This window comes from Mycolicibacterium vinylchloridicum, from assembly GCF_013404075.1.
In the GTDB taxonomy this organism is placed as follows: Bacteria; Actinomycetota; Actinomycetes; order Mycobacteriales; family Mycobacteriaceae; genus Mycobacterium; species Mycobacterium vinylchloridicum.
Genome location: NZ_JACBJQ010000036.1, coordinates 43,650 through 59,166 on the forward strand (window position 1 = coordinate 43,650; position 15,517 = coordinate 59,166).

The window sequence follows — 15,517 nt, forward strand, 5'->3', positions numbered from 1 at the left end:
CTCTAGTCTTTGCGGGTCAGGGCGGCGCGGGGGCATTCGGCGATGGACTGCTCGGCCGCATCCTCCCGGTCCGCGGGGATCGGGTCCTTGGTCACGATGACGTAGTCCTCATCGTCGAGTTCGAACAGGTCCGGCGCGATTCCCACGCAGACAGCGTTACCTTCACAACGATCGCGATCGACTTCGACTCGCACGACAACCTCCTTGGCTGACAGACCCCGGCGGCGGGGCGTTCGCAGCACCACGATACGACCTGATGGAGCGACACCTGGTCTGAACCGGCGCTGGACCACAAGACTAGAACGTGTTACAACCAGGAGTGTCGGCGGGTCGCCGACGGCGACGAACTCCAACGAAGGATCAAGTGCGATGCGGATCAGTTACACCCCTGAACAAGAGGAGCTGCGCCGCGAACTGCGGGCCTATTTCGGCAAGCTGATGACCCCTGAGCGCCAGGAAGCGCTGATGTCGACGACCGGCGGCGAGATCGGCACCGGCAACGTCTACCGCGAGACCGTGTCCCAGATGGGCAAGGACGGCTGGCTCACCCTGAACTGGCCGACGGAGTACGGCGGCCAGAACCGCGACCCGATGGACTCGCTGATCTTCACCGACGAGGCCGCCATCGCGGGCGCGCCCGTGCCCTTCCTGACCATCAACAGCGTCGCGCCGACGATCATGGCGTTCGGCACCGACGAGCAGAAGTCGTTCTATCTGCCCAAGATCGCCGCCGGGGATCTGCACTTCGCGATCGGCTATTCCGAGCCCGGCGCCGGCACAGACCTGGCGGCGCTGCGCACGACCGCGGTGCGCGATGGCGACGACTACGTGGTCAACGGCCAGAAGATGTGGACCAGCCTGATCCAGTACGCCGACTACGTGTGGCTGGCGGTGCGGACCAACCCGGAGGCCAAGAAGCACCGTGGCATCTCGGTGCTGATCGTGCCGACCACATCCGAGGGCTTCTCGTGGACGCCGGTGCACACGATGGCCGGTGTCGGCACCAGCGCCACCTACTATCAGGACGTCCGGGTGCCCGTCTCCACTCGCGTCGGTGAGGAGAACGGCGGCTGGAAGCTGGTCACCAATCAGCTGAATCATGAGCGCGTCGCCCTGGTTTCGGCCCAGCCGATCTTCCTGGCACTCAACCAGGTTCGCGAGTGGGCGCAGAACACCAAGGATGTCCACGGCAATCGCCTGGTCGACTCGGAGTGGGTGCAGCTCAACCTCGCCCGCGTGCTGGCCAAGGCCGAGTACCTCAAGCTGATCAACTGGGAACTCGCCTCCGCCAAGAGCGGAACGCTCAGCCCGGCCGACGCCTCGGCGGCCAAGGTCTTCGGCACCGAGCTGGCCACCGAGGCCTACCGGCTGCTGATGGAAATTCTCGGGCCCTCGGCCACGCTGCGCCAGGATTCCCACGGAGCGCTGCTGCGCGGTCGTGTCGAGCGGATGCACCGCGCGGCCCTGATCCTCACCTTCGGTGGCGGCACCAACGAGATCCAGCGCGACATCATCGGCATGGTCGCGCTGGGCCTGCCCCGAGTCAACCGCTGACCACCGACAGACCTGAAGAGAAGTAGGACCGAAATGGATTTCACCAGAACAGAAGCCGCGCAGGATCTCTCGGGTCTGGTCGGCACCATCGTCGACGCGGTGTGCACACCGCAGCATCAGCGTGAGCTCGACAGCCTCGAGCAGCGCTTCGATACCGAGCTGTGGCGCAAGCTGATCGACGCCGACATCCTGTCGACGGCGGCGCCGGAATCGGTGGGCGGCGGCGGCTTCGGCGTGCTGGAGCAGACGGCGATCCTCGCGGCACTGGGCCGCCAGCTCGCCGCCGTGCCGTATCTGGAGTCGGTCGTCTTGGGCGCCGGCGCGCTCGCCCGGTTCGGTAGCCCCGAACAACGTGAGGCGTGGGCGGCCCCGGCGGTGGCCGGCGAGAAGATCCTGGCCGTGGCCCTCGACGGGGAATTCGGCCAGGGCCCGGTGCAGGCGACCGCCGCCGGCGACGGGTTCAAGCTGACCGGTACCCGCACCCAGGTCGAGTTCGGCCCTGTCGCCGACGCGTTCCTGGTTCCGGCTGAAACTGATTCCGGCACAAAGGTCTTCATCGTGGCCGCCAGCGACGCGGGGGTTTCGGTGACCCCGCTTCTGACCACCGGCAAGACCAGTGCGGGCGAGCTCGATCTCGCCGGTGTCGAGGTCGGGGCCGATCGGGTCGTCGGCGACGGCGACGTCCTGGCCTGGTTGACCACACACAAGACATTGGGCCACACAGCCTTCCAGCTCGGTGTGCTGGAGCGTGCGCTGGAGCTGACGGCCGAGTACGCCCGCACCCGTGAGCAGTTCGACCGCCCGATCGGCAGTTTCCAGGCGGTTTCGGCACGGCTGGCCGACGACTACATCGACATCAAGGGCCTGGGGCTGGCACTCGTTCAGGCGTCGTGGCGGCTGTCTGAGGATCTGCCCGCCGATGTCGAGGTGGCCACGGCCGCGTTCTGGGCGGCCGAGGCCGGGCATCGGGTGGCTCACACCACCGTGCACGTCCACGGCGGAGTCGGCATCGACACCGACCACCAGGTCCACCGCTACTTCATCACCGCCAAGCAGATCGAGTTCGCACTCGGCGGCGCCACCGCGCAGCTGCGTCAGATCGGCCGCGAGCTGGCCGACACGCCGGCTTGAGCGGACCCGTGAGCGACGAGCAGACCGTCACCGATCTGCTCGTGCGGTTGGCCGACGTCGACGATCGCGGTATCCACGCCGACGACGGCTCGTATTCGACCTGGCGCCAACATATTCAGGATGCCGCCGACCTGGCGGCAGCGTGCAAGGCCAGACTCGATCCGGCGAAGCCACCGCACATCGGCGTGCTGCTCGGCAACACGCCGTTCTTCTCCTCGTTGCTGGTGGCGGCCGCACTGGCCGGGCTGGTCCCGGTCGGGTTGAACCCCACCCGCCGCGGTGAGGCGCTGGCCCGCGACATCCAGAAAGCCGATTGTCAGTTCGTCCTCGCTGACGGTGACCTCCAAAGTTACGGCGCCGGTTTCGTCCCCGAGGGCATGGCCGTCGTCGACGTCGGATCGTCCGCCTGGGCCGATGAGCTCGGCCAGTTCCGCGGCTCACCGGTCACGTTCGCGCCCAGCCACTTCGACGATCTGTTCATGCTGATCTTCACCTCGGGCACCAGCGGCGATCCGAAGGCGGTGCGCTGCACGCACGAGAAGGTCGCATTTCCCGGAGTGATGCTGGCCGAGCGGTTCGGGCTGGGGCCCACCGATACCTGCTACCTGTCGATGCCGCTGTTCCACTCGAATGCGGTGATGGCAGGCTGGGCGGTCGCGGTCGCCGCCGGGGCATCGATTGCGTTGCGGCGCAAGTTCTCCGCCTCGCAGTTCATTCCCGACGTCCGGCGGTTCAACGCCACCTACGCCAACTACGTCGGCAAGCCGATGTCCTACATCCTGGCCACCCCGGCGCAGCCTGACGACGCCGACAATCCGTTGCGGATCGTCTACGGCAACGAGGCCGCGCCGCGCGATATCGACCGGTTTGCACAACGTTTCGGCGTGATCGTCGTCGACGGATTCGGCTCCACCGAGGGCGGGGTGAACATCGCCCGCACCCCGGACACCCCCGAGGGCGCGCTGGGTCCGCTGCCCGAAGGCCTCGAGATCATCGACGTCCAGACCGGGCAGCCGTGCCCGCCCGGGGTGATCGGCGAGCTGGTAAACCTCACCGGCCCAGGCAATTTCCGCGGCTACTACAACGCCCCAGATGCCGAAACCGAGCGGATGACCGGCGGGATCTACCACAGCGGAGATCTGGCCTACCGGGACGACGCCGGCTACGTGCACTTCGCCGGCCGGCTGGGTGACTGGATGCGGGTCGACGGCGAGAACCTGGGCACCGCGCCGATCGAGCGCGTGCTGATGCGCTATCCCGATGTGACCGAGGCCGTGGTGTATCCGATCCCCGACCCGTCGGTCGGCGATCGGGTGATGGCCGCGCTGGTGCTACCCGAGGGTACGGACTTCGATCCGGCGGCCTTCCGCGAATTCTTGGCTGCCCAGAACGATCTCGGACCCAAGCAATGGCCGTCGTTCGTGCGGGTGAGCACCGCGTTGCCGAGCACCGAGACGTTCAAGATCATCAAGCGCAGGCTGTCCGCCGAGGCGCTGGAGTGCGCGGACCCGGTGTTCGAGATCCCGCGTTAGGACGCGATCGAGGGCATGACCGCCTCGATCAGGTGGGGTCCCGGCTCGTCGAAAGCCCACTGCAGGGCATCGGCAAGCTCCTCGGCCGTGCCAACCCGGCGGGCAGGCACCCCCATACCTTTAGCGATGCGCACGAAATCCAGTGTGGGTCCGGTCAAATCGAGAAGCGCCTCAGCCTTGGGCCCTGGGCCCGCCCCGGCCGCCTCGGCGCCGACCCGCTGCAGTTCGATCCGCAGGATGTCGTAGGCGCGATTGGCGTAGACGACCGTGGTGACGTCGAGGCCCTCGCGGGCTTGGGTCCACAACGCCGAGATGGTGTACATCGCCGAACCGTCGGACTCCAGGCACAGCACCGGATGGTCCGGCGCGGCGATCGCGGCTCCGACCGATACCGGCAACGCATAGCCGATCGCACCGCCGGTGAGGGTGAGCCAGTCGTGTGCCGGGGCGCCCGCCGTCGCCTGCGGCAGAAGGACTCCCGACGTGTTCGCCTCATCGACGACGATGGCCCGTTCGGGCAGCAACGCGCCGATGACATCGGCTGACGTCATCACCGTGAGCGGCCCGCTCGGCAGGGCCGGTCGCGACGGCGCCGCGGTGGCCGCGATCTCGCCCGGTGCGACCTTGTCGGCCAAGGCCTCCAATGCGGCGGCGGCGCCGACCGGGCCGGCCAAGGTATGCACCGCGCAGCCGTCGGGCACCAGGTCGCTGGCCTTGCCGGGATAGGCGAAGAACGAGACCGGATGGGGTGCACCGGCCAGCACGAGGTGCCGGGCACCGGCGAGCTGGGCGACGGCGGCCTCGGCGAAATAGGCCAGCCGCTCCACGGCCGGCACCCCTGCCCCGCGCTCGAGTCGGGCCGGAAACGTCTCGCACAACACCCGCGCGCCGCTGGCCTGTGCGAGCCGGACCGCCGCGGACAGGCCGGCCACACCGGTGGCGTCGCCGCCGACCATGATCACCGTCGGCTCGCCGGCGCGTAGTACGTCCGCTACCTGCCCCAGATCGATGATCGCCGAATCCGGCTGTCCCGCAGAACTGTCCGGAGTCGACGCGCCCTCGTTCCAGGAGACGTCGGCGGGCAGGATCAGGGTGGAGATGTGCCTACCGGCGCGTGCCGTCGCGATGGCCTCAGCGGTATCGGCGGCCACATCGGCGACCGCCAGGCTGCGGCGCAGCCAGCCCGACACGGTGCCGGCCACCGAGTCGATATCGGACTCCAGCGGCGCGTCGTACTTCTTGTGATAGGTCGCGTGATCACCGACGACGACCACCATCGGCACATGCGCCCGTCGCGCGTTGTGCAGGTTGGCCAGCCCGTTGCCCAGTCCTGGACCGAGGTGCAACAGCACTGCAGCGGGCTTGCCGGCAATGCGCGCGTACCCGTCAGCGGCGCCGGTGGCGACCCCTTCGAACAGTGTGAGCACACCGCGCATCTTCGGCACCATGTCCAGTGCGGCGACGAAGTGCATCTCGGAGGTGCCGGGATTGGCGAAGCACACATCAACGCCACCGTCGACCAACGTCGTGATCAGTGCCTGTGCGCCATTCACCCGACCGAGCTTAATCAGCGAGGCGCCCTAGTTGTCGCGGATCGTGTCCGGAGTTGTGTACCCAGACCGTTGTCGGTGAGGTTGGCTACGGTCGGATACATGGGCTATCGCGAGGTCGCGCCCGCGCTACCGCTGCGGCCGCTGGTCGAATGCGTCTGGCGGTCCGACGGTCACAGACCTACTCACGTGCTGCCCGACGGGTGCATGGATCTGATCGAACTGAACGGCTCGATCGTGGTGGCCGGTCCGGACACCGCGTCCTTCGTCAGCGACCACGAATCGGTCGAGGTGACAGGCATGCGGTTCCACCCTGGTGTACTGCCCCGGTTGCTCGGCGTGCCTGCGGCCGAGCTGCTCAACGATCGAGTTCCGCTGGCCGAGCTGCGCCCCGACGTACGCGGCTCGCTCACCGACGTCACTGGACAACTACTCAACGGCGAACCCACCAAGGAAACAGCACCCTGGTCCCTCCCGCAGCTCGGGGCAGTGACCAATGCGCTGGGACACGGCGCCGCAGTGAGTGATGTCGCCAGTGAAATCGGTTGGTCGACAAGACATTTACAGCGACAATGTGTCAACGTGTACGGCTATGGCCCGGCCATGCTGCGACGGGTCCTGCGCTTCAGACGGGCGGTCGCGATGCTGCGTGCCGAGGCCTCCGTCGCTGAAACCACCGCTCGAGTCGGCTATGCCGACCAGCCACATCTGCACCGGGAGGTGCGCACATTCTCCGGCCTGCCCGTCGCGGCGGTCGTCATCCCAGCGCCCCAAACAGATCAACCGTCGTGCCGTCTGGGTCCGTGACGCTGGCGTAGCGCTGGCCCCACGGCGCATCGAATGGCTCGAGTGCGCCGAGATGTCCGGCGTCGACGACGCGGGCGAACAGCTCGTCGACCTCGGCCGGCGAACGCAGCCCGAAGGCCAGCGCCACCCGTCCCGCGGAGGTGGGGGGCGTCCACCCCGGATGCATCCCCGCGATGATCTCCTCGGTGTCGAATGCCAACCGATTCCCACCCGGCAGTTCTATTTCGACATGCGGCCCGTCCGGGTCCGGCACACCTAGGCCGAGCAGCCGGTAAAAGGACAGCGAACGAGGCAGGTCGCTCGGCACGATTTCGATGACGGTCGATGTGATGGCGATGTCCATGACTGCACGTTATGGCCCCTTCCCCGGCAAGTCGTGAACAAATCGGACAGGTTGCAGCGCGGGCGAGCTGCCGCGGATCGGGTGAATAGACGTGCCGAGTATTCGTCCTAGACTGAGCCGATGCCGGCTTTCGAAGTTTGCGACGAGGGCTTACATGCACTTGCTGGACAGTGCTCGGTCGACGCAGCGCGCTTAGCCAGCCAGGTCCCCACCGGACGGGTGGGACCGCCAGCGCAAGCAACAGCGGCTGCGGTCGGCAGCGTGTATAAAGCGGTTGGGACCGCGGCAGCGGCCATGGCCAGCCGCGTCCAGGCCACGGGCGACAAACTGATCACTGCTGCGGCGCACTACGTGAACACGGAGGACAACTCCGCACAGCGTCTCGCGGCGCTGGGCGACGGAACGGTTCCCGGGTGAAAGTGCGCGGCATGGCTGACAGCTTGCAGGAAGCGGCGACGATTGCCCGCCGTGGCGCCGATCAACTCGGCTACCTCAAAAGCCAGGCGATCAATGCCGTCAACGCGGCGCGCGAAGCCAATTTCACCGTGAGCGAAGACCTCTCGGTGGTCGACACCAGCGGGTCCAGGCCGCCGCGAATCTTTGCTGCACAACAACATGCGGCGACACTCGCGACCCGGGCGGCCGCACTGCGTACCGCTGACAACGAGGTCGCCGCGAAGATCGCCAGCGCCACAGCGGAACTCACCAATCACGACTTCAGCGAGACCGCCCAGGGGGTGGACTTCACAACCGGACCCGCCGATCCATACGGAACCCTCTCGGAGGCACGCAGACGCGCACTCGAATACGCCGACCGATGGGCCGGCAATGCCGACGATCGACATCGTTCGAATCCCGACTATGAGAACTTCGGAGACGGCGGCGGGGACTGCACCAATTTCGCGTCACAAGTCATGCGGGCCGGCGGATTTCACGACGTCGGGGATGGCATCGACGACTGGCACCGCGGCGACGCGGACGACTGGTACTACAACAACGGCCTGCACTTTCCGGGTAACACGAACTCCAACACATGGTCGGTTGCCCAAGCCAACCGCGACTTCATCGTTGACTCGGGCCGTGGCCACGTGGTCGGTACTGCACCAATGCCGGCCAACATCGCCGCGCTCGATCCCCTCGCGCCATCGAAAGCTGGGCTCGTGCCCGGTGATCTCATCTACTATCACGACACGGCCACCGGAACCATCAATCACACTGCCGTCTATGTCGGACAAAAGATGCAGAACGGCACCCTCGTGGATGTGGTGGACCAACATGCCATGGGCACCAACAACTTTCACGACGACTGGATGCCAGACAACGGCGGCTTCAACGGCGGCAACGCATCGGTCGAGTTCGTCCACCTGACCTACCCCGGAGAGTGATGAAGATGCTGGCTGCCAAAACCACCCGCTTAATCGTGGTGGTCACTCTTGCAGTCGCGCTCCTCTGTCTGGGCGGCGCTGCCCTGTGGTATCTGTACGCGACAGAAGACGTCAACCCCTACCCGATGAAGGACTACAACGCCGCAACACAACAGAAAGCCGCCGAAGCCGTTGTGGCAGGACTCAACACCCACAATCCCGACAACGTCAATCTCATGCGCATTGACGGGCAGCCTGAATCAGATGCCAACCTCAAGGCGATCACTGCAAACATCACGCCGATGCTTCCCCCGCCCGGCTGTCAGTACGCCCTGGACGGAGTTGAAGACAAAGGTCGGCAAGATCCTGCCGTCGTGTCCTGGTACCACCCCAGCCAGGCCCGCGGCTTCGATATGAAGCTGCAGCAACTCTGCCCCGGACAACCACCGACGCCGCGCACTATCCGCGTCATCGCGATCCCATCGGGAATGGGCGGCTACTGGACCGAAGCTGCCCTACGAGACGAGACGCACTAACTGTCGCGGATCGTGTCCAGTTTCCGGCTTGCCGCCTCGAAGCCGTCGACCAGCTCGGCGATGATGTCGGCGACCGGCCGGATCTCGTTCATCCGCCCGACGATCTGGCCGACCGGCATCGCGACCGTCGTCGGATCCGACGATTCGCTCATCCGCTGGTGCGCCTCGCTGACGAGAACGTTCTGCAACGGCATCGGCAACGGCTCAGGAGCGCCGTCGGCATCCCAGGCGTCGGTCCAGCGACTCTTGAGCAGCCGGGCCGGCTTCCCGGTGTAGATCCGGCGGCGCACGGTGTCGGCCGACGTCGCCGTCAGCATCGCCTCCTGGATCACCGACCGCCCGGACGGCAGCCGGACGCCGAGGTCGTATTCGGCCGAGGTCAGGAACGCCGAACCCATCCACACACCTTGGGCGCCCAGCGCAAGCGCGGCGGCGACCTGGCGGCCGGTACCGATGCCACCCGCGGCGAGTACCGCGGCGCGGTCGCAAACCGCGTCCACGATCTCCGGCCAAAGCACCATCGAGCCGATCTCGCCGGTATGTCCACCCGCCTCATGGCCTTGGGCCACAACGATATCCACGCCGTTGTCGACATGCCGCTGAGCATGTTTGGCCGAACCGGCTAGGGCCGCGATCGGTACTCCGGCTTCGTGAACCTGGTCGATGACGTCCTTGGGCGGCGAGCCGAGGGCGTTGGCGATCAGCTTGATCGGGTGCCGCAGCGCGACCTCCACATGCGAGCGCGCGACTGAGTGCAGCCAGCCGAGCGTGCCCTCGTTGCGGGCGAGGTCGTCGGGAAGCGGTGGCACACCCAGGTCGGCCATCGTCTTGGCGACGAAGTCCCGATGCTCCTGTGGGATCAGCTTGTTGATGTCGACCGACGAGCCTTCGGTGGGGATCTTCGCCGGCATCACGACGTCGACGCCGTACGGCTTACCGTCGGTGTTCTCGTCCATCCACTGCAGCACGGCCTCGAGGTCGTCGGGGTCGTTGAACCGCACGCAGCCCAGCACGCCCATGCCGCCGGCGCGGCTGACCGCCGCGGCGACCTTCTCCGACGGGGTGAAGACGAAGATCGGGTACTTGATGCCGAACCGATCACAAAGCTCTGTGTGCATCAGCTGGACGCGCCCACGTGCTTGGCGTGCACCTCGTCGGCCGGCCGCGCCTCGGTCTGATCCTTGGCCCACTTGTAGTCCGGCTTTCCGGCCGGTGAGCGCTTCACCTCGTCGACGATCCACAGGCTGCGCGGCACCTTGTAGCCGGCAATCTCCTTGCGCACGAAGGTATCCAGATCGGACAGCGTCGGACGGGCACCCTTGCGGGGAGCCACCACGGCGGCGACATGGTTGCCGAAGCGGGGATCGGGCACCCCGACGACCAGGGCGTCGAACACGTCCGGATGGCCCTTGAGTGCGGCCTCCACCTCTTCGGGGTAGATCTTCTCGCCACCGCTGTTGATCGACACCGAGCCACGACCCAGCATCGTCACGGTGCCGTCCGCTTCGACCTCGGCGTAGTCGCCGGGGATCGCGTAACGCACGCCGTTGTAGGTCTTGAACGTCTCGGCGGTCTTCTTCTCGTCCTTGTAGTAGCCGACCGGGATGTTGCCCTTCTTGGCGATCACACCGCGGACTCCGGAGCCGGGCTTGACCTCGTTGCCGTCCTCGTCGAGAACGACCGTGCGATGGTCGATGGTGACCCGAGGGCCGCCCATGTGGTGCTCCCCCTTGGCGACGATGCTGGTGCCGCCGAAGCCGGTCTCCGAGGATCCGATCGAGTCGGTGATCACCCGGTTGGGCAGCAGTTCGAGCAGCTTCTCCTTGAGGCTGGTGGAGAACAGCGCCGCGGTGCTGGCCAGCAGGAACAGCGAGGAGAGGTCGTACTCCTTGCCACTGTCGATCGCGGACTGCAGCGCATCCAGAAGCGGGCGTGCCATCGCGTCACCGGTGAAGAACAGCAGGTTCACCTTGTGCTCGTGGATGGTGCGCCAGACGTCGTCGGCGTCGAATTCCGGTGACAGCACGGTGGTTTGGCCGGAGAAGATGGACATCCAGGTCGCCGATTGAGTGGCGCCGTGAATCATCGGCGGAATTGCGTAGCGCACCATCGGCGGATTGGTGACCGCAGCCCGGGACAGGTCGTACTCGTCCTTGACGAACTCACCGGTGGCGAAGTCGGTGCCGCCGAACAGAACCCGGTAGATGTCCTCATGGCGCCACATGACCCCCTTGGGGAAGCCGGTGGTCCCGCCGGTGTAGAGCAGGTAGATGTCGTCCTCGCTGCGCTCACCGAAGTCCCGCACCGGCGAACTCTCGGCGAGTGCGGCGTAGAACTCGACACCGCCGTAGCGGGCGAAGTCGTTGTCGCTTCCGTCTTCGATCACCAGGATCGTCTTGACGTCGGGGGTGTCGGGAAGCACGTTGGCGACGCGATCGGAGTACTGGCGCTCATGCACCAGTGCCACCATGTCGGAGTTCTCGAACAGGTAGCGCAGTTCGCCCTCGACGTAGCGGAAGTTGACGTTGACCAGGATCGCGCCTGCCTTGATGGTGCCGAGCATCGCGATGACGATCTCGATCCGATTTCGGCAGTACAACCCGACCTTGTCGTCCTTCTTGACGCCGTGGTCGATGAGGTAATGGGCGAAGCGGTTCGCCTTGTCCTCCAACTCGGCGAAAGTGATTCGGTCCTCACCGCAGATGAAGGCAACGCGGTCAGGCACGGCATCGATGGCGTGTTCGGCTAGGTCGGCTATGTTCAGGGCCACGGACCCAAATTAGAACGTGTTACATTTCCACACAAGTCTGTGGCAAAGATGCTGGAAGGCAGATACCTGTGAGCGAGCCCGAAAAAAGCGCCGACGCCCTCATTGAGCAGCGCGGACACACTCTCATCGTCACGCTGAACCGGCCTGAGGCGCGCAACGCGCTTTCGACTGAGATGCTCTCGATCATGGTCGACGCCTGGAACCGCGTCGACGAGGATCCGGAGATCCGGACCTGCATCCTGACGGGTGCGGGCGGCTACTTCTGTGCGGGCATGGACCTGAAGAACGCGACCAAGGCGCCTCCCGGTGACTCGTTCAAGAGCGGCGCGTTCGACCCGACAAAGATCGAGGGCCTACTGAAGGGCCGCAGGCTCACCAAGCCGCTCATCGCGGCCGTCGAGGGCCCGGCCATCGCGGGCGGCACCGAGATCCTGCAGGGTACCGATATCCGCGTCGCGGGCGAGAGCGCGAAGTTCGGCATCTCCGAGGCGAAGTGGAGCCTGTACCCGATGGGCGGGTCCGCGGTGCGGCTGCCGCGGCAGATTCCCTACACGATCGCGTGCGACCTGTTGCTCACCGGCCGCCACATCACCGCCGCCGAGGCGCTGTCCTACGGGCTCATCGGCTACGTGGTGCCCGATGGCACGGCGCTGGAGAAGGCGCTCGAGATCGCCGAGGTGATCAACAACAACGGCCCGCTGGCCGTACAGGCGATCCTCAAGACCATCCGCGAATCCGAAGGCATGCACGAACTCGACGCGTTCAAGCCCGACACCGCGAACGGCATCCCGGTGTTCTTGAGCGAGGACTCCAAGGAGGGCCCGCTGGCGTTCAAGGAGAAGCGCGCGCCCGTCTGGAAGATGCGCTAACGGTTCTGCGTCGCAGTCGGTGGCGCGGCCGCGACGATCTTCTGCGCAGCGAAACCGGCCGCCTGAGCGGTCATCCCGTTGTCGGCATAGGCCATATGGGCGCCGTTGTCGCCGCCGGTCGGTGAGCAGATCGGATCCCCTGGCACGCACTGGTCGATCGTCTTAGGCACGTAGAGGGCACCCACGGTGATCGGTGGCGCGCTGCGATCGATGCTGTTCAGAAACCCGTTCGACGGTTTACCGAACAATGCGACGGCCGCGACATGGGTCGCGATCTCCGGCGGCATCGGCCCGTTGATCCCGTTCGGCGGCACATAGCCGTCCGGGATCTTGTCGGCCGTGACGTAACCGGCGACCGCGGCGCCCTGGGAGTAGCCGCCGAGCACAATCTCGGTGTCCGGGCACCTGCCCGCCATGTCGCGAACTCGGTTGCTGGCGTCGATCACACCATCGGCGGCAGCCGGAAAGTTCAGCGAGGCGGGGTAATTCACCGCATACACGTCGACCGACTTGCCGACAAGCTGCGGTTGCGCTCTCAGTTGGTCGACGAATGACTGGCCGATGCCGCCGACACCCGGCGGTTCGAACGTGCCGCGGGCGAACACCACCTCCACGTCGGGACACTCTTCGGCGGCCGACGCGGCAGGAACGCCCGTCGGCGCCGCCAATGGCGCCAGGAGAGTCAGCGTCGCGGCGAGGAACAGCCTGCGCAAGTATCGGGTTCGGTCGGATTCAGTGACATGCATGTTGCCCCACAACTCATGACGGTGTTACCCCGGCCCGGCCAGCCGCGCCGCTCACCCGGGGAGTGGGGTCATGATTCCCAGAAGTGGGACAGCTCAAACAAGGCGGTCGGCGATTAAGCGAGAACCGGCTTCGACGGGGTGAACACCACCGGCATCGCTTCCAGCCCGCTGACGAAGTTCGCCGGCCGCAGCGGCAGCGCGTTCTCGTCGGCCAGCCGCAGATCCGGCAGCCGCTCGAGAACCTTGCGCACCATGGTGCTGAGCTCCAGTCGGGCCAGCTGATTGCCCAGGCAGAAGTGCGTGCCGAAGCCGAAGGCCAAGTGGCTGTTCGGGTTCCGGTCGATGCGGAAGTTCTCCGGGTCGCCGAACACCGACTCGTCGAAATTCGCCCCCTCGAACATCAGCAGCATCTTCTCGCCCTGGCGCAGCTGCGTGCCGTGGAACTCGACGTCGCGCATCGCCGTGCGGGCCATGTTCTTGACCGGGGAGGTCCAGCGCAGCATCTCCTCGATGGCGCCCGGCAACAGGGCCGGATCCGCCAACAGGCTCTGCCACTGATCTTGGTGGCGCACAAGCTGTTCGGTGCCGCCAGACAGCGTGTGCCGGGTGGTCTCGTCCCCGCCGATGAGGATCAGCAGGGTCTCCATGATGATCTCCTGATCATCGAGGCGCGAGCCTTCGACCTCGGAGTTGACCAGAATCGAGAACAGATCGTCGGTCGGTTCGGCCCGGCGCTTGGCGATCGTCTCGGTGGCGTAGGCCGAATACCCGGCGAACGCATCCATGACGGCCTGCAAGGTCTCGGCATCGGCAGCTGAATTCAGGCCGCACACCAGATCGTCGGACCACTTCAGCAACGTCGAACGCTCTTCGGGCAGTACGCCGAGCATGTCACCGATGACGGCCATCGGCAGCGGCGCGGCGATATCGCGAACGAAGTCGCATTCTCCCCGCTCGCATACCGCGTCGATCAGCGTGTCGCACAATTCGTCGATCCCGGCGACCTTGTCCATCACCCGTTTACGAGTGAAACCGGCGTTGACGAGCTTGCGGCGCAACAGATGTCCGGGATCGTCCATGTCGATCATGTACGGCATGCCCGGGTTGTCGGGCCGGATACCGCCGGTGTTGGAGAACGTCTCCGGGTCGCGCTCGGCGTCGATCACCGCCTGATAGCTCGCCGCCGCGGCCAACCCGTTGCGATCGCGGAACACCGGCTCGTTGGCCCGCATCCAGCGATATGCCTCGCGCGCGGCACCGTCGGCGTAGAAATTTCCGTCCGTCAGATCAACATTCGGCTTGGCTGGAGCCAAAGTGCCTGTCATCTAATTCCCTCCATACTTCCGTCCACGCAAGGTCCCGAAGCGGATTACAGTGTCCGCATGTCTGATTCGCAGCACACCATTGCCGGCACAGTGCTCACCATGCCGGTGCGGATTCGCAAGGCCGATGTCCACACGGCGATGTTCTCCGTTTCGGCCGACGCCGCGCAGCGACTCATCGACTACAGCGGATTGAAGGTCTGCCAGTTCCGGCCTGGCCGCGCGGTGGTGAACCTGATGCTGGCCCGCTACATCGACGGCGACCTCGGCAAGTACCACGAGTTCGGCACGTGCGTGATGGTCAATCCCCCGGACTCCGATGCCAGTGGCCTCAAAGCTCTCGGCGACGCGGCCGCCTTCATCCACCACCTGCCGGTCGACCAGGAGTTCACCCTCGAGGCCGGCCGGACGATTTGGGGCTTCCCCAAGATCATGGCCGATTTCACTGTTCGAGACGCCAGTCCGTTCACCTTCGACGTGAGTGAGAACGGATCGCTGATCGCCGGCATCGAATTCCACCGAGGCCTGCCGATTCCCTCGCTGCGGCCGCGCACCCAGGTGCTCAAGACGTACACGTTCGCCGACGGCACCACCCGCGAAGTGCCCTGGGAGATGAAGAACTCCGGGGTGCGATTCCGGCCCGGCGGCGCGACCCTGCGCCTGGGTGATCACCCGTACGCCAAAGAGCTGGCCTCGCTGGGGCTGCCGAAGCGCGCGATGGTGTCGGGCTCGGTCGCCCACGTCGAGATGACGTTCGGCGACGCCCACATCCTGCGCTGAGCGCCCGAACGTCATCCGGTCAATCTAGAGCCCGGGCTAGACAACTCGCAAGAAGTGTCTACAAGAGGCTGGCGGCCTCGGTGATCTGTTCGGGGCTGCGGGCGCCGATGACCATCATGGTGACGCCGGCGGCTTCCCAGGCGGCGATCTGTTTGCGGACGTAGTCGATGTCGCCGACGATCGCCGAGTCGTCGACGAGTTCGTCGGGAACGG

At 66.0% G+C, this 15,517-nt stretch carries 16 protein-coding genes and 1 pseudogene; 9 read left to right on the forward strand and 8 right to left on the reverse strand.

The genetic code is table 11. The annotated features are described in order from the left end of the window. Nucleotides 1-2: 2 nt before the first annotated feature. A complete protein-coding gene (locus HPC46_RS24595; RefSeq protein WP_005139047.1) occupies nt 3-194 on the reverse strand; it encodes a ferredoxin in 192 nt (63 codons plus the stop codon). A 175-nt stretch (nt 195-369) separates the two neighbouring features. Here HPC46_RS24595 and HPC46_RS24600 point away from each other — a divergent pair, with 175 nt between their 5' ends. Genes HPC46_RS24600 through fadD17 form a run of 3 tightly spaced genes read left to right on the forward strand, consistent with a single transcriptional unit; the run spans nt 370 to nt 4,217 of the window. Then, a complete protein-coding gene (locus tag HPC46_RS24600; RefSeq protein ID WP_179474809.1) occupies nt 370-1,554 on the forward strand; it encodes an acyl-CoA dehydrogenase in 1,185 nt (394 codons plus the stop codon). A 33-nt stretch (nt 1,555-1,587) separates the two neighbouring features. Continuing rightward, nucleotides 1,588-2,685 carry an acyl-CoA dehydrogenase family protein gene (locus HPC46_RS24605; protein WP_179474810.1) on the forward strand — a complete coding sequence of 366 codons (1,098 nt, stop codon included), beginning with the start codon at nt 1,588-1,590 and terminating at the stop codon, nt 2,683-2,685. 8 nt (nt 2,686-2,693) lie between these two features. Beyond that, nucleotides 2,694-4,217: a long-chain-fatty-acid--CoA ligase FadD17 gene (fadD17, locus tag HPC46_RS24610; protein WP_179474811.1), complete on the forward strand. Its 1,524-nt coding sequence runs from the start codon at nt 2,694-2,696 to the stop codon at nt 4,215-4,217. Here the strand turns inward: fadD17 and HPC46_RS24615 are convergent. After that, nucleotides 4,214-5,770 (reverse strand): acetolactate synthase large subunit, encoded by a 1,557-nt coding sequence (locus tag HPC46_RS24615; RefSeq protein ID WP_179474812.1) that lies wholly within the window; start codon nt 5,768-5,770, stop codon nt 4,214-4,216. The two genes, fadD17 and HPC46_RS24615, sit on opposite strands and share 4 nt — an antisense overlap. Nucleotides 5,771-5,869: 99 nt before the next feature. Here HPC46_RS24615 and HPC46_RS24620 point away from each other — a divergent pair, with 99 nt between their 5' ends. After that, nucleotides 5,870-6,574 (forward strand): helix-turn-helix domain-containing protein, encoded by a 705-nt coding sequence (locus HPC46_RS24620; RefSeq protein WP_233716644.1) that lies wholly within the window; start codon nt 5,870-5,872, stop codon nt 6,572-6,574. Here HPC46_RS24620 and HPC46_RS24625 read toward each other — a convergent pair. Beyond that, on the reverse strand, nt 6,525-6,917 hold the full coding sequence (locus HPC46_RS24625) for a VOC family protein (RefSeq protein ID WP_179474813.1): 393 nt from the start codon (nt 6,915-6,917) through the stop codon (nt 6,525-6,527). The two genes, HPC46_RS24620 and HPC46_RS24625, sit on opposite strands and share 50 nt — an antisense overlap. 261 nt (nt 6,918-7,178) lie before the next feature. Between HPC46_RS24625 and HPC46_RS24630 the strand changes: the two genes are divergently transcribed. From HPC46_RS24630 to HPC46_RS24640, 3 genes are read left to right on the forward strand one after another with little or no spacing between them, the layout of a single operon-like run. Next, on the forward strand, nt 7,179-7,334 hold the full coding sequence (locus HPC46_RS24630) for a hypothetical protein (protein WP_179474814.1): 156 nt from the start codon (nt 7,179-7,181) through the stop codon (nt 7,332-7,334). Nucleotides 7,335-7,345: 11 nt separating this feature from the next. Further along, the gene (locus HPC46_RS24635; protein ID WP_179474815.1) at nt 7,346-8,302 is read left to right on the forward strand and encodes an amidase domain-containing protein; all 957 of its coding nucleotides are present in this window, start codon (nt 7,346-7,348) and stop codon (nt 8,300-8,302) included. Continuing rightward, nucleotides 8,302-8,817 carry a hypothetical protein gene (locus HPC46_RS24640; RefSeq protein WP_179474816.1) on the forward strand — a complete coding sequence of 172 codons (516 nt, stop codon included), beginning with the start codon at nt 8,302-8,304 and terminating at the stop codon, nt 8,815-8,817. Before HPC46_RS24635 ends, HPC46_RS24640 begins: the two co-directional genes overlap by 1 nt. Here HPC46_RS24640 and HPC46_RS24645 read toward each other — a convergent pair. Next, nucleotides 8,814-9,935 (reverse strand): NAD(P)H-dependent flavin oxidoreductase, encoded by a 1,122-nt coding sequence (locus tag HPC46_RS24645; protein WP_179474817.1) that lies wholly within the window; start codon nt 9,933-9,935, stop codon nt 8,814-8,816. The two genes, HPC46_RS24640 and HPC46_RS24645, sit on opposite strands and share 4 nt — an antisense overlap. Further along, nucleotides 9,935-11,587, reverse strand: a complete 1,653-nt coding sequence (locus HPC46_RS24650; protein WP_179474818.1) for a medium/long-chain-fatty-acid--CoA/3-oxocholest-4-en-26-oate--CoA ligase — start codon at nt 11,585-11,587, stop codon at nt 9,935-9,937. Before HPC46_RS24650 ends, HPC46_RS24645 begins: the two co-directional genes overlap by 1 nt. A 68-nt stretch (nt 11,588-11,655) precedes the next feature. Between HPC46_RS24650 and HPC46_RS24655 the strand changes: the two genes are divergently transcribed. After that, a complete protein-coding gene (locus HPC46_RS24655) occupies nt 11,656-12,456 on the forward strand; it encodes a crotonase/enoyl-CoA hydratase family protein (RefSeq protein WP_179474819.1) in 801 nt (266 codons plus the stop codon). Here the strand turns inward: HPC46_RS24655 and HPC46_RS24660 are convergent. Together HPC46_RS24660 and HPC46_RS24665 are read right to left on the reverse strand one after the other, a co-directional pair. Beyond that, nucleotides 12,453-13,202: a cutinase family protein gene (locus HPC46_RS24660; RefSeq protein ID WP_179474820.1), complete on the reverse strand. Its 750-nt coding sequence runs from the start codon at nt 13,200-13,202 to the stop codon at nt 12,453-12,455. The genes HPC46_RS24655 and HPC46_RS24660 overlap by 4 nt on opposite strands. 113 nt (nt 13,203-13,315) lie before the next feature. Next, a complete protein-coding gene (locus HPC46_RS24665) occupies nt 13,316-14,527 on the reverse strand; it encodes a cytochrome P450 (protein WP_179474821.1) in 1,212 nt (403 codons plus the stop codon). Between the two features lie 57 nt (nt 14,528-14,584). On the opposite strand from HPC46_RS24665, the gene HPC46_RS24670 reads away from it, so the two are divergent. Next, the gene (locus tag HPC46_RS24670; protein ID WP_218894622.1) at nt 14,585-15,304 is read left to right on the forward strand and encodes an acetoacetate decarboxylase family protein; all 720 of its coding nucleotides are present in this window, start codon (nt 14,585-14,587) and stop codon (nt 15,302-15,304) included. A 58-nt stretch (nt 15,305-15,362) separates the two neighbouring features. Here HPC46_RS24670 and HPC46_RS35130 read toward each other — a convergent pair. Next, nucleotides 15,363-15,517: pseudogene (locus HPC46_RS35130) on the reverse strand (LLM class F420-dependent oxidoreductase); the annotation flags it as partial.

What these genes read in the sequence shown, in the direction of transcription:
- HPC46_RS24640 (WP_179474816.1), top strand. Translation starts at nt 8,302, where the DNA reads ATGAAGATGCTGGCTGCCAAAACCACCCGCTTAATCGTGGTGGTCACT.
- HPC46_RS24620 (WP_233716644.1), top strand. Translation starts at nt 5,870, where the DNA reads ATGGGCTATCGCGAGGTCGCGCCCGCGCTACCGCTGCGGCCGCTGGTC.
- HPC46_RS24665 (WP_179474821.1), bottom strand. Translation starts at nt 14,527, where the DNA reads ATGACAGGCACTTTGGCTCCAGCCAAGCCGAATGTTGATCTGACGGAC.
- HPC46_RS24670 (WP_218894622.1), top strand. Translation starts at nt 14,585, where the DNA reads ATGTCTGATTCGCAGCACACCATTGCCGGCACAGTGCTCACCATGCCG.
- HPC46_RS24660 (WP_179474820.1), bottom strand. Translation starts at nt 13,202, where the DNA reads ATGCATGTCACTGAATCCGACCGAACCCGATACTTGCGCAGGCTGTTC.
- HPC46_RS24635 (WP_179474815.1), top strand. Translation starts at nt 7,346, where the DNA reads ATGGCTGACAGCTTGCAGGAAGCGGCGACGATTGCCCGCCGTGGCGCC.
- HPC46_RS24625 (WP_179474813.1), bottom strand. Translation starts at nt 6,917, where the DNA reads ATGGACATCGCCATCACATCGACCGTCATCGAAATCGTGCCGAGCGAC.
- HPC46_RS24600 (WP_179474809.1), top strand. Translation starts at nt 370, where the DNA reads ATGCGGATCAGTTACACCCCTGAACAAGAGGAGCTGCGCCGCGAACTG.
- HPC46_RS24645 (WP_179474817.1), bottom strand. Translation starts at nt 9,935, where the DNA reads ATGCACACAGAGCTTTGTGATCGGTTCGGCATCAAGTACCCGATCTTC.
- HPC46_RS24605 (WP_179474810.1), top strand. Translation starts at nt 1,588, where the DNA reads ATGGATTTCACCAGAACAGAAGCCGCGCAGGATCTCTCGGGTCTGGTC.